We start from the raw sequence: 13,555 nt of genomic DNA on the forward strand, positions 1-13,555 counted from the left end.
AAGTCAATGCAATAAAGTTGGATTCATATTCCCCCCTTAACAAGGGGGGATGCCAAAGGCAGGGGGGATTTCTTCTTCCCGGCGAATAAAGATCCCCCCGCCGCTTGAGCGGCGACCCCCTTTTTAAGGGGGTAAAAAAAAACTTCAGCACCAGACATTATTTGATTGACTTAACACTAGTGCGCTTCTTTCTTTACCTCTTCGATGAACAGTTCCCGCACCGATTTCAAGAGCTGTTCCCGCATTTCACCTGATTCAGAGAAACGCATGGCGACAGTAGGATGGTGAAGAATTTTCCGCACTATCCGTCGCGTTACCCGATCGAGGGCCTCGAAAGTTTCAGCGCTGACCCGGTTGCGGATTCTTTCCATCTCCTCTCGTCTGATGCTTTCGCATCTGCTGCGCAGAACCTGTATAACCGGGATAACCTCTCTCTCCGCGAGCCAGCAGCAGAAATTGTTCACTTCCTGACGGATTAGCTCTTCCGCTTTTTCCACCTCCATCCGGCGTTTGTCGCGGTTATCCAGAATCACGTCTTGCAGATCGTCGATATCGTACAGATGAGCGTCTGCACAATCGGAAACAGCAGTTTCTATATTCCGGGGCACTCCCAGGTCGATAAGGAAAAGAGGTTTGCCCATCCGGCGCGCAAGACGGGGAGCGAGTTCATCGCGTGTCAGGATCGGTCTTGGGCTGCTTACTGAAGTAATGATGATATCCACAGTTTCACAGAAATCAAAGATACTGTTGAAAGGAACCACTTCTCCTGAGAGCCTGACTGCCAGCTCTGAAGCGCGCGCAGGAGTGCGATTGGTGATGTAGATATTTTTTACCCCGGAGTCGGCGAGACTCTTAAGGCATAGTTCGCCCGTTTTCCCCGCGCCGATCAGGAGCACGGTTCGGCCCTCCAGCGAGCCGAACAGCTTTCGGGACAACTCGACCGCCGCAAAACTCACCGAAACCGCTCCCTCGCCGATGGAGGTTGTATTGCGAATGAGTTTTCCTACCTGGAATGCATGGTGAAACAGCCGGTTGATGGATGTTCCTGTTGTTTTTAAGTCGCAGGCGGCGGAATAGGCATTTTTTACCTGCCCGAAAATCTGCGGTTCACCAACGATCATGGAATCGAGACCGCTCACAACTCTGAACAGGTGCTCGATCATCGGGGCGCCCTTTTTTGAGAATACATATCCGGAGATATCATCTTCGATGCCGGACAGGGAGAAGAGGTATTCTGTGATTTCCCTCTGTGACTGAGCATACGGTTCCTTAAGGGTGGCATAAATCTCGGTGCGGTTGCATGTGGAAAGCGCCACACACGCACGGATACCTTCGAGGAGATGGATATCCCCGAGCACAGCGCTCAGACGTTCGCTGTCGAATGACAGCTTTTCGCGAATCTCCACCGGTGCAGTTTTATGTGATATTCCTAAGAGGAAAAAAGAATCTTCTTTAATTCTTCCCATACAGTTTCTTTTCCTGAATTTTTAAAAATAGTGTATGCTTCTTCGCCTGCCAGCCAGTGCAGGGAAAGGCGCTTTCTTTCTTCCGTGCATCCGGAGGCAAGTATGTCTTTCCGCATTTCGCCGGCAGTTTCAATGAAATCGCCATAGGATTCGCTGTACTGTTCTTCCAGTTCGCGGCGTATTTTTTGAGCGATCAAAGGGCTTGATCCGCTGGTGGAAACCGCAATTCTCAAGGGCCCCCTTTTAACAACCGAACCCGAAAAGAAATCGCACTTAAGCGGATCGTCAACCACGTTCACCAGAATACCTTTACATCGGGCAAGAGCAGAAACTTCAGCATTCACCGAATCATCATCAGTCGCGGCGAAAACGAGGGAAGTCCCTTCGATATCTTCCGGCCTGAAACGGCGGACCAGAAGGGTAAGTTCTCCCTTTGCGGCGATATCGATACATTCGGGGATCGGGTCCTCCGCAACCGCGGTAATGTCCGCCCCGCAGTCAAGGAGATCGAGTATTTTACGGTATGCGACTCTGCCTCCGCCAACTACCAGGCAGCGCTTTCCCCTTAGTTTCAGAAAAACCGGATATAAATCCTGACCGTTCAAATCATCTCCATCTAGTATTTGAGGCATCGAATAAACTCAAATCAGTACATTTTTTCCAGTAAACCTCTCACAGCATCAGCACATACAAAAATATCGGAAAAAGAACTCCAAGTCAAGGATGATAAAGAGGTTGATAATACCTTCACATAATGTTGGAATTGACATCGTAGTAGCCGGGGAAAAGGTTAGTCTTGCAAAAAGGAATGACGGTTCATATCTTAAACCATTAATTTATTCGAAAATGAATTCCGGGGACCTGCAATGATCATCGGCATTGGAATTGATAGTATCGGAACAGACCGGATTGAACGTATAATTGTTCTGCATGGGAACCGTTTTATTAACCGTATTTTTACCTCAGGCGAGCAGGTATACTGTTCCGGCAAAACAATGATATATGAAAGTTACGCCGCACGGTTTTCCGCAAAGGAAGCGATGTTCAAAGCTTTGGGCAGAGGATGGGGAGAATGTGGATTCACTGCTGTTGAAGTGGTCTCCGACAGCCGGGGGAAACCGGGCATACTTCTCCACGACAGCGCAAAAATATTTGCCGAGGAATTGGGAGTGAAACGAATATTCCTTTCAATGACTCATGAGAGCGGGGTTTCTGCCGCAGTTGTAATTCTTGAAGGATAATAAGCATTTCCCAAAAAGGCATGCAGAACTTGTTTCGGCGTCTGTTAAACCATTCTGACATATCTGTAAATAGTTAGCCATAAAATTCATTCCAATCTCCAATTCAGGAGGCGCCATGATACTTGGTAAAAAAATGCTGCTGGCTGCTGCTGTAGTTTTGGGATTTTGTTCGCATGTATTTGCCGGACCTGTTCTCACCCCCTTTACCTACTCCGAACAATTCGAAAGCGGATCGGTCGGCGCCTGGTCATCGTATCCTCCCGCCCAGGATACCGCCTATGATCCTACAATCTGGGTGAAACCCAACGGAACAGGCGCCAAAGCCCTTTTCCGTGAGATCACCCCGAATTATGAGATTGACTACCTCTTCGGGGTGCGCAAGCTGCTGGATATCTATGTCAATCGTTCCAGCGTCCTCACTTTTAAAGCGTACATCAAGAGCAACCGTGAGATCGGAGGTGTACTGGTGAGGCTGGGATTCGCCGACGGCGCCATGGTCGAGCGTACCGTTCCCTTCACCTCAAAGCTTGTCTGGAATGACTGCAGTCTTAACCTGGCAGAAATTATCACCGGAGAAGAGCCCAAAAAGCTCCGCGCGGTGGCATTTATGGCTGTCTGTCCTTCTGCCGATCCGGAGAATCTGCTCCGTTTCGGTCTCGATGATGTAAAGCTGAATGGTTTTCGGGAAGAGAATTGGGAATTCAGCTCTCCACAAGTACATAAACTGGCAGAATGGACGGATTTCATCGCCGCTTCTCACTACCGCGCCGGGGAAACCCTCACCATCTCCGGGAAGACGGCATTTCAGCCGCGGGCGATTGCAGTGCGGGTGAATCGGGCCTTCACTGGCGACCGGGGCGGCATTTTCATCATGAAACCGTCCGGCGACAACCGGTGGTCGGTGGATATTCCGCTTTCAGAAAAATCCGGCCTTGGACCGGGATTCTGGCGGGCTACGATTCTCACATCTTCGAAAGAAGGTGAGACACTTTCTACCGGCATGGTCTTTCTGGTGAAATCCCCCGGCGCTCCCGACCGTAACCCCCGCCTCCTCATGGGTCCCGGAGACGCCCCGAAAATCCTGGCCAAAGCCTCTTCCGGGCGCATGAAGTCTATCTGGGAATCCATCCAGAACCAAGCCTCGGGTGCCCGCGCGAGGAACACCATGGAGAATTTCAAATACAATCTTGAAGCGTATGATGAGATATACTGGCTTCCGACCTATGGGGGATATATTTCCGCCATACGGACTCCGGCAGCCTACATTCGAAGCAACGCTGTGGTGTACGGATTATCCGGCGACAAGGAGGCCGGCGACGCAGCCGCCCGTGCTCTGGTGCAGATGGCGAAGTGGCCCTCTTTCGTCCATCCCCATATCCTGAACCAGGGGCAATTCACCTACTGGCCTGTAGGACAGATACTGAGCGATCTGGCGATCGGTTACGATATGGTCTCCGACCGATTCACTCCGGAGGAGCGCAAAATAGTGGCCCAGGCGCTCTTTTCCAAGGGAGTGACCGAAGTATTCAAGGAATATGTGCGGGACAACCGTGTTTCCTCCTTCACTTCCAACTGGATCGGCGATGTCACCGGCGGAGGGATACTCTGCGCCCTTGCCATCATGAATGAATTCAAAGATGAGGATCTGGAGCCGTATTTAACAGGCATGCTCCTCAAGATGGGACGACTCATCGATACCGGATTCGACAGAGACGGCGATTATGGCGAGGGTTATTCGTATCTGAACCATGCTCTGGAAAATATCAATCAGGCCGCTCCCGCTCTGGAGCGCACTTTCGGGGTCGCTTTCTCGGAGAAGCTGGCGAACTGTTTCCGGTTTTTGCCGTATCAGATCGATCCCAGGACGCGGCAATTGTATGATTTCGGAGATACGAGCGAGCGCCTGGCAGGGATGTCAAATTTCGCATACATCCAGGCCAAATACCATGATCCTCTCCTCGCATGGCTTTACAATATGGCGCCCGGAACGCGGGATGTCGATCTCTTCCTCGCCGACAGTATCGTTCAGGCGAAAGGACCTGATGAGTTGCCAAAAACTGTCCTGTTCAGGGACACGGGAACAGCGATATTCCGCAGCGGATTTTCCCATGAAGATTTCTCGTTTGTATTCCGGTGCGGGCCGTTTTACAATCACCAGCATTTCGATCAGGGAGGGTTTTTCCTTTCCGATAAGGGCGAGAATTTTCTGGTCGAAGCCGGGAGGACCGATTACTATTCCGATCCCTGGTATCAGAAACTCTTCATTCAGGCCGGCGGGCATAACTGCATACTGATCGACGACAACCCCGAAAGCCAGCGCGCCGGGGATTTTCTCAAGGATGTCCCCGCTTGGAAAAATCATGCCGCAATCACCGACTTCCTGGTTTTCGAGGGAGGCGCCTGCGCATCCGGGAAACTCGACCCTCTCTACAAGGGCAAGATCGGGAACCTCCGCCGTACCGTGCTCTTTCTCGCTCCACAGACAATTGTGCTTCTGGATGAGGCAGACAGCCCCCGTGACGCCCGGACAATCGATCTCCGGTTCCATGCCCCCCGCAAGGAGGATATCGTTGTCGAAGGCCGCGATGCATATGTGAAACGTCCGGGCGGGACCCTTTCCATCCATACGGTGTTGCCTTCTCAGTACCGGGCCGAAGTCCGAAAACGCCCGCTGAGCATCTCCGAATTCGGAAGCGAGAATGCCATCACCATGAAAGCAAGGGGATATCTCCAGCTTTCCGCCGATCTGGGGAAAAGTCCCCTGCTGTTCGTGAATATAATGACCACCGACCCTGCCGGGATCAGCGGCCTGAATGAAAAGATATCCTCCGAGTCTGTTACATTCACATGCCAGGGGAATACCTGGTTTGTGAATACGGCGGAGGGAAAAAAATATTCGGCAGCAGGCGCCGTTACCGATGCCCTGGTCTATTCGGCGGTTACAGAAGGTTTCCGGGCGGTGCGCGTTACCTCCGTATCACGAAACGGGGCGGCGGTTTTTTCATCGGATAAGCCGGTCAGCATCGATTTCCATGACGGCACGGCAAAATCCCTCCAATATTCGGCGTTTGATAAAACACAGGTTGCTCTGCAGGCTGCCTCCAAGCCTCTTTCCGTGACTTTGAATGGGAGTAAGTTCGATGCCTGGAAATGGGACAGGAAAAACGGCCTCACCGTAACGCTGGAAGCGGGAGAAGGGGTCCTGGTTATAAAGTAAATCGACCTTTTTTCTTGGGCATTCTCCAATACATTATGTAAATGATGTAACTTAAAGTGATAGATGCCGAAACGGTTGCTAAAAGATGCGCTGCGCTTTCATCGTTCCCGCGAAGCGGCAACAAGTTCGGCATGACGTGGTCATCCTGAACTCGTTTCAGTATCTAATAGGGCAAAAATTATGAGGATTTATGGTGGAAAATATGCGGATTCATTTCTTCTATCACGCATCATTCGAAGGTCCGGGCGCCATTCTATCCTGGGCTAAGAGCCGCGGGCACACGATTACCGAAACCAGTATGTTCCGGGGAGAACAACTGCCTGATGCAGAATATTTCGATTGGCTGATTGTAATGGGCGGGCCGATGGGCGCTGATGATGAGCTGCTCTATCCATGGCTCGCCTCGGAGAAAGAATATATAAAGAGTGCAATAACCAAAGGGAAAACGGTGTTGGGAGTATGTCTGGGAGCGCAGATTCTGGCGAAAGTGCTCGGGGGAAGAGTCTATCGGAATGAACACAGCGAAATCGGATGGTTCCCCGTTCGCCTTACTCCTGAGGCACGAAATTCCCCGGTTTTCAAAGTTCTTCCCGGGGAATTTGTTCCGTTTCACTGGCATGGGGATACATTTACCGTTCCACAGGGGGGTGTCAGGATGGCGGAGAGTAATGCCTGCGCTTTACAGGCATTTGCCTGTGGGGATCGTGTGTATGGCCTGCAGTTTCATCTCGAATCGACAACGGATAGCATTTCTGCAATGATACGGGAATGTTCCGGAGACCTTAAATCCGGTGAGTTCATACAAAAACCGGATGAAATGCTCTCGAAAATGCAGTATATTAAGAAAATACAAAAAATCATGCATATTTTTCTCGACCGGGTGGCAGAGGTGTCTTCAGGCAATCAGCAATGAGATTGTTTGGAGCAGCCCCCTTTCTGTCCTTCGGACATCCTTCCCCCGGAGGGGCAGGAATCGACTGTGGAGCAATGACTTCCCTTGCCCCATTCAGGGGGAAAGGGACCGAGGGATAGGGGGCTATGGAGATAAGTATCAAAAAAATTGATGATTTGAGAAAAGTTCTTTTTTCTCTGGATGGCCAGCGCATCGGCGCCTACAGAGAGCTTGCCGGAGAGTACGATTACGGCGATTTTATACTTACGGTTGACTATATTCCCGATGACCCTTCCAAACAATCCTCCCGGATGCGTGCGCGGGTTTCTCTGGATACAGCTAAATTCCCCCGCGATGTCTTCAACACCAGAAGCCGTGAGATCGGCGCCCGTGATTTCCTGGTCAGAGCGATCTGTTCCACCGCGGCGCGATTTTCCCGACCGGTTACCGGGATAAAAGGGGGAAAAGTAATTATAGACCGGCCCGGCCAGGAAATACTTGAGAACACCGCTCTAGTGTTGGGGAATGATTGCATCGAGGTGCGGTTTTCCGTGGATTTACCCGTAAAGAGAGAAAGAATTCCCGGACAGCAGGCTGCCGCTCTTTTCATCGATACCATTCCCAGGATAATCCGGGAGTGCCTGATATTCAAAAACCTGGACGGAGAAGGACTGGCGGAGTGGATCGAAACGAATGAGGATGCCGATGCCGCCCGATTAATGCTTGACGGACTGGGCCTGGCCGCATTTGTCGCCGATGGAAGTGTGCTTCCCCGCATTAGTTTCGTTGATCCCCGTGCCCTTGTTAAAGACGCAGCGCCGTTCAAAGCTCCCGATGAACTGGCTGTAACCCTAGATCTTCCCAATGCCGGAAAGGTGAGAGGAATGGGGATCCCCAAAGGGATAACTCTGGTTACCGGAGGCGGTGCGCAGGGGAAATCCACCCTCCTCGATGCTCTTGCTCTGGGAGTATATAATCACATCCCGGAAGATGGGAGGGAGCTGGTTGTCACAGCAGAGGATGCAGTCGGTATCCGCGCCGAGGAAGGCCGCCGCATAGAGAATGTGGACATATCCCCGTTTTTTTCTTCTCTGGAACGGGGGATGGATACCAGGCATTTCTCCGCACCGTTCGCTTCCCCCGCTGTATCCCAGGCCGCCAATATCATGGAAGCTGTAGAGATCGGGACATCCCTCCTCATTATAGACGAATCAACCTCCGCGGCTGATATCATGGATCATGATGCCCGTATGCAGGAGCTTATACCCGCCGACCAGGAGACGGTCACCACGCTGGTCGATATTCTTCCGCTTCTCAAAAGCCAAAATAAAATATCGGTCATTATCGCTGCAAATTGCGCGGGAGATTACCTTGAAATAGCGGATACGGTTATTTCACTGAACCGTTTTCAACCGTTTTTCGCCACCACAGATGCGAAGAGAATTGTAGCGGAGCATCCTTCGGGGAGAACTTCGCGTGCTGGTGATTTTCCTTCAGTAATCGAACGCCTTCCGCTCAGTCACAGCCTTGAGCCGTATAAAAATCCTTCCCCGGATCGTTCGAGATTTTACGGCCGTGGGTTTATCCAGTATGGGGATGAATTCATCGACTGTTCCAAGGTAGTCCAGCTGGTCAGCCATTCTCAGGGAAGGTCGATCTCCCGGAGCATTGCCCTGGTACACAGACTTATGGACAGCTCGAAATCTCTCGCCGATGCAGTGGAAAAAGTAATGGAGAGAGTGAATGGTGTCGGTCTTGATACCCTGTCCGGCCGATTGATGGGCGATCTGGCCTCGTTTCGCCCCTATGAACTTGCTGCGGCCATCAACCGGATGAGAAGGGTGAAAGTAAAATAAACGTTTTTTGAAATATCCCCGGCTTTAATACGTATAAAACGCCTAATGCAAAAGCCTGTGGTAATCCTTGAATCATCTCAATCAAAGTTCAGACTTTCTTTGCATCTTTGAGAGATTATTTTACATCTTTCGCCCTTCATCCTTGCCTTATTCTTCTCGCTCCCTCGGATACCTCTATCGGCCAGATGGCGGCGCCCCGGGAAAGACCTTCCGGGTGATACCTGTCGGCTATCTCCTTTTCGATTCGCGGCAGAGCCTCGCTCTTGGCAAAGGCGATGACACAACCCCCGAAACCGGCGCCGGTCAGACGGGCGCCGTGGACGCCCTCGATTCCCTGCAGTATCTCCACCAGGATGTCCAACTCCCCGCAGGAGACCTCGAAATCATCTCGCAGGCTCTGATGAGAGGCCGATAGGAGTTTTCCTGTTTCCGCGAGATCCTCCGAAGTAAGGGCCTGCACCGTTCGGAGAACCCGGTCGTTTTCTGTAACAATATGACGGAGGCGGCGGAAAATGGTTTCGTGGCAGGTTTTTTCAAGAAGCGGCAGGTCGGTTGTTTCCACATCGCGCAGGCCGTTGATAGTACGGCCGGGAAACGTCTTACGGGCGCAGCGAACCGCTTCCTCGCATTCCCGGCGGCGGCGGTTGTATTCAGAATCGACCAGGCCGCGGCGTTTTCGTGAATCAACAACCACCCAGATGTTTCCGGGAACCTCGGCGGGCACAGCTTTCATGCTCAGGCTCGCGCAGTCAATGAACATCGCTTTTCCTTTTCGCCCCGCCCGCGATATAAGCTGGTCCATGATTCCGCAATTCACTCCTACGAACAGGTTCTCCGCCCGCTGGCAGAGCAGCGCCGCCTCCGTATCATCCATCAGGAATTCGTAAAGACCCTCAAGGGCGGTCAGCATTGCAGTCTCCAGCGCCGCCGAAGAGGAAAGTCCGGAGCCGATGGGGATATTGCCGCCCACAGCGAAACAAAAACTGCCGGCCCTGCGTCCGGTCTCTTCAAGTTCTCTCAGTACCCCCATGATATAGCGGAACCAGCCGACCGGGTGGGCGGGATCGTATTTTCCTACCCGGCAGGCGGCCTCACGGTGAAAATTGACCGAGAATCCCCTGATGCTGTCTCCCCCGGTCTTTCCGGCGGCGATGACAATCTCGCGGTTGATTGCAGCCGGGAGAACGAATCCTCCCGTGTAATCGGTATGTTCTCCTATCAGGTTCACCCGGCCAGGCGCAACGGCAACCGTTTCCGGTTCGAGGTCATAGTTGTCGCGGAAGGCTGAAATAACTTTTTCTATCAGCTCATGCATGAATACCCCTGCGGGTGTTCCCGTTTCCATTCCCATGCGGAGGTGATAATTTCCTCCAGGCTCGCCAGGTCTTTTCGCCAGCCCAGGACGCGCTGCGCTTTCTTTTGCGATGCCACCAGGACCGGCGAATCGCCCGGTCTCCGGGCGGCAGCCTTATACTGGATGTTAAGGCCGGTTATCCTCTCCGCCGTTTTAATCACCTTAAGCACGGAAAATCCACAGCCGGCGCCCAGATTGAATGCCTCGGTTTCCCCGCCCTCTTCCAGATATCGGGCGGCGAGTATGTGAGCTTCCGCCAGGTCTCGGACATGGATGTAATCACGGATACAACTTCCATCCCCGGTATCATAATCGTCACCGAAAACGGTAAGGGGGGATGAGGTGATCGCTGCGTTCAAGACAAGCGGGATGAGGTGGGTTTCGGGACAGTGGTCCTCGCCAAAGGACAGGTGCGCTCCCCCGGCGTTAAAATAACGGAGGGAAACCGACCGGAACCCGTATGCCCGGCTGTAATCACTTAGTACCTGCTCCACCATCTGTTTCGACCATCCATAGGGATTCACCGGATGAAGGGCAGCGTTTTCGTCAAGCGGAATGGTATCGGGTTCTCCATAGACCGCGGCGGATGAAGAGAATACGAAGCGTTTAACCCCTGCGCCCCGGAGGGCATCGAGGAATTTTACTGTTTTCAGGAGATTGTTGCCGTAATACCTGGCGGGGTCCGTCACTGATTCGCCGACCTCGATGAATGCCGCGAAATGCATTGCCACATCGATTCCTTCCGAACAGGCTTCTCTCACCGCCCGGATATTGGAAATATCTCCCAGAACAAAACGGGCTTCCGGATGAACCGCCTTCAGGTGCCCGGTGGACAGGTTATCGAGTATGGTGACCCGATGCCCCTCATGGATGAGAGATGCTACGGTCACACTGCCGATATACCCGGCGCCTCCGGCAGCAAGAACATGGAATGGCTTTCGATTATCCGTCGTCAAATCTTCACTCCGTATAGTGAACTGTGGAAGTCATGCGGAGAGCCTCGGCGGATTCCTCGGGCAGCGCAGGATTCACTATATTCCCGCCTCCCGATTCGAAACCGGCCAGGTACTTGAGCTTGTCCGGGCTCCGCAGAGGCGGCAGGAATTCGATGTGGAAATGGTATGGCCGCGGGTCGATGCCCGGCGGAGAAGGACAGTTCTGAAAGATGGTGACATTGGGGAATGGCATCTCGAAGAGATTGTCGTAGCGAACCAATATCTCACGGTAGATTTTTGCCAGCGAAAACAGCTCTTCTCCGGAAAGATCCGTCATGGATGGGGCATGCCTGCGCGGGTAAATCTGGACCTCATAGGCAAATCGGGCAAACGGGGGAACGAACGCCGCACAATGATCGTTTTCGGCGATCATCCGGATGCCGCTTTTCAGTTCTTTTTCCAGAATTGAGCAGAAAAGGCAGCTCCCATTTTCCTCCAGGTGCTTCCTGGCATTATTATACCGGGTGAGCGGGATGCTCGGAATAAAATCGGTGCTGTATATCTGGCCGTGGGGATGGGGATTGGACACTCCGATTACCTTGCCGCGGTTTTCGAACGGCATCACATGCTCGATGCCGGGAATGGCAGAAAGCTCACGGTACTGGTCACGGAAAGCGAGAATCACTGAATGAACCTCTTCTTCCTTCATCCGGGAGAGCGTGGTGTTATGGTGCGGGCTGAAGCATATCACACGGCAGATTCCCCGTGCGGGGACGTCTTGACCGGCAGCGGTATAATCCATGGACAGGGAGGGAAAGTCATTATCGAACACATGAATCCCGGAATAGCGGGGATTGACTTTTCCTTCGGCGCGTGTAATTCCGGGGCAAAGGTAACAACACGGATCATAAACCGGAAGTTCCTCTTGGGTTGAAGAAATGAGAGTACCGCTCCAGGGTCTTCCAGACGTTGCCGGAGCGATTATTACCCACTCCCCCATAAGGGGATTCCAGCGTTTTATGGAAAGTGTTGTGGACATGTTCAGCAAACTCTCAGAGAATTCTCAAGAATTTGTTCATGAAGATTTTTTTGGATATTTTGCAAACAAGTGCCGATGCCTTGTAAGAGCATTGAACCTATTCGGCATGACAGGGGCTCCCGATATTCCTGAGTATACAAATTTGAATGGACATGTGCAAGAAAATTAGGCAAATAAGTGCTTGCCTTTTATCCTGCACTCCTGCATTTTTCGGAATTCTTTGTTGCCATATCATCGTATAAACCGAACATTTTTTTTCTCAGGAGATCCGCCCGATGAATACATTCCATTCTGCTGATGAAATCCTTGATTTTGCCGTGGAGCGTGAGGAGGAGTCATTTACCTTTTACACCGATTTGTCCAACAGTGTCAAAAGCAACCACATGCGTCAGTTATTCAGTGATTTCGCTCATGAGGAGCTGGGACATAAAGCCAGGCTCATGACAGTTCAGAAAAACGGAACTCTGGTCTCCGCCCGGAAAAAGATCATGGATCTGAAAATCGCCGATTACATGGTGGATATCGAACCGCAGCCAGGCATGGAATACCAGGACGCTCTCCGGCTGGCCATGCAGCGTGAGAAGGCGGCGTTCAAACTGTATACCGACCTTGCAGCGGCGGCCGAAGACGATACTGTTCGCAGCCTGTTCCTGTTTCTGGCGCAGGAGGAGGCCAAACATAAACTGTACTTTGAGATCGAGTACGATGATTATGTGCTGAATGAGGATTAATGACAATACGGTTCACTTAAGCTAAAAATGTAAGGATATTTAACAACGAAACACCCGAAAGGCAAGAACAATTAATTTATAACAAAAATATGACAAATTTCGTGTTTTTCGTGACTTTCGTGGTTCAAAATTTTTTAAATGAACTGTATTGGGATTAAGGAGAATGTATCATCATGGAAACAAAGAAAGTCCATATCCCGGCAGTAAACTGTAAACACTGCATCGCCACCATTACTCGCGAGCTGAACGAAATCGACGGCGTCGAATCTGTTGAAGGCGACCCGGCCTCCAAGGATGTAACCATCCGTTGGAGAGCGCCTATGACATGGAAGTTGATCCGCCTGAAACTTGTGGAGGTCGGGTATCCGCCCGAGGAATAGATGGGAAAAGGTTCCGAAAAGGGCAGCGCTCCTTCGCGCACAATTGATTTACCGGTGGTGGGCATGACATGCGCCAACTGCGCCTCCGCAGTCGAGCGGGCGCTCGAAAGAAAGGCGCCGGGTGTGGAATCCGCCTCGGTGAACCTGGCCGATGATACCGTCCATATCATCTACGATCCTTCTCTTACAGACCCGGAAAAAATGGCTGAAGCGGTGGAGAGCGCTGGGTATACCCTGGTGATCTCCCGCCAGGGTGAGCTGGAAGCCGAAGCCGAAAAAGAAGCCAGGGATCACGAATTAAGGCGAGAGCGCCGAAGCTTCGCAGTCGGAGTAATTTTTACTCTGCCCCTGTTTCTGTTGAGCTTGGCGCGCGATTTTTCCCTTGCCGTGTCCTGGGCGCAGGGGGCATGGGTGAACTGGCTCTTCTTCTTTCTGGCGACACCG

General features: G+C 51.9%; 12 protein-coding genes. 7 read left to right on the plus strand and 5 right to left on the minus strand.

What is annotated here, in order from left to right; all coding sequences use genetic code 11:
- Window positions 1-176 precede the first annotated feature (176 nt).
- Together hemA and Q8O92_15430 are read right to left on the minus strand one after the other, a co-directional pair.
- The gene (gene hemA / locus Q8O92_15425; protein MDP2984708.1) at window positions 177-1,466 is read right to left on the minus strand and encodes a glutamyl-tRNA reductase; all 1,290 of its coding nucleotides are present in this window, start codon (window positions 1,464-1,466) and stop codon (window positions 177-179) included.
- Window positions 1,430-2,098, minus strand: a complete 669-nt coding sequence (locus tag Q8O92_15430; GenBank protein MDP2984709.1) for a bifunctional precorrin-2 dehydrogenase/sirohydrochlorin ferrochelatase — start codon at window positions 2,096-2,098, stop codon at window positions 1,430-1,432. Before Q8O92_15430 ends, hemA begins: the two co-directional genes overlap by 37 nt.
- A gap of 234 nt (window positions 2,099-2,332) precedes the next feature.
- Between Q8O92_15430 and acpS the strand changes: the two genes are divergently transcribed.
- The 4 genes from acpS to Q8O92_15450 all read left to right on the plus strand — a co-directional run bounded on the left by acpS (window position 2,333) and on the right by Q8O92_15450 (window position 8,672).
- The gene (acpS, locus tag Q8O92_15435) at window positions 2,333-2,707 is read left to right on the plus strand and encodes a holo-ACP synthase (GenBank protein MDP2984710.1); all 375 of its coding nucleotides are present in this window, start codon (window positions 2,333-2,335) and stop codon (window positions 2,705-2,707) included.
- Window positions 2,708-2,822: 115 nt separating this feature from the next.
- Window positions 2,823-5,924: a heparinase II/III family protein gene (locus Q8O92_15440; protein ID MDP2984711.1), complete on the plus strand. Its 3,102-nt coding sequence runs from the start codon at window positions 2,823-2,825 to the stop codon at window positions 5,922-5,924.
- A 190-nt stretch (window positions 5,925-6,114) separates the two neighbouring features.
- Window positions 6,115-6,837 (plus strand): type 1 glutamine amidotransferase, encoded by a 723-nt coding sequence (locus Q8O92_15445; protein ID MDP2984712.1) that lies wholly within the window; start codon window positions 6,115-6,117, stop codon window positions 6,835-6,837.
- A 125-nt stretch (window positions 6,838-6,962) separates the two neighbouring features.
- Complete coding sequence (locus tag Q8O92_15450; protein ID MDP2984713.1) at window positions 6,963-8,672, plus strand: ABC-ATPase domain-containing protein; 1,710 nt, start codon at window positions 6,963-6,965, stop codon at window positions 8,670-8,672.
- A 136-nt stretch (window positions 8,673-8,808) separates the two neighbouring features.
- Here Q8O92_15450 and galK read toward each other — a convergent pair whose 3' ends face one another.
- The 3 genes from galK to galT are packed head-to-tail and all read right to left on the minus strand — an operon-like array spanning window position 8,809 to window position 12,000.
- Complete coding sequence (galK, locus tag Q8O92_15455; protein MDP2984714.1) at window positions 8,809-10,023, minus strand: galactokinase; 1,215 nt, start codon at window positions 10,021-10,023, stop codon at window positions 8,809-8,811.
- Window positions 9,975-10,982, minus strand: a complete 1,008-nt coding sequence (gene galE / locus Q8O92_15460) for a UDP-glucose 4-epimerase GalE (GenBank protein MDP2984715.1) — start codon at window positions 10,980-10,982, stop codon at window positions 9,975-9,977. Before galE ends, galK begins: the two co-directional genes overlap by 49 nt.
- A 4-nt stretch (window positions 10,983-10,986) precedes the next feature.
- The gene (gene galT / locus Q8O92_15465; protein ID MDP2984716.1) at window positions 10,987-12,000 is read right to left on the minus strand and encodes a galactose-1-phosphate uridylyltransferase; all 1,014 of its coding nucleotides are present in this window, start codon (window positions 11,998-12,000) and stop codon (window positions 10,987-10,989) included.
- Window positions 12,001-12,275: 275 nt separating this feature from the next.
- Between galT and Q8O92_15470 the strand changes: the two genes are divergently transcribed.
- The 3 genes from Q8O92_15470 to Q8O92_15480 form a co-directional block, all read left to right on the plus strand.
- Window positions 12,276-12,731, plus strand: coding sequence for a ferritin family protein (locus tag Q8O92_15470; GenBank protein ID MDP2984717.1), 456 nt, complete (start codon window positions 12,276-12,278; stop codon window positions 12,729-12,731).
- 173 nt (window positions 12,732-12,904) lie between these two features.
- On the plus strand, window positions 12,905-13,111 hold the full coding sequence (locus Q8O92_15475; protein MDP2984718.1) for a heavy-metal-associated domain-containing protein: 207 nt from the start codon (window positions 12,905-12,907) through the stop codon (window positions 13,109-13,111).
- A partial coding sequence (locus Q8O92_15480; protein MDP2984719.1) for a cation transporter occupies window positions 13,112-13,555 on the plus strand: 444 nt, incomplete at its 3' end. It abuts the gene before it with no gap.

The sequence above is a fragment of the Candidatus Latescibacter sp. genome (assembly GCA_030692375.1).
GTDB lineage: Bacteria > Latescibacterota > Latescibacteria > Latescibacterales > Latescibacteraceae > JAUYCD01.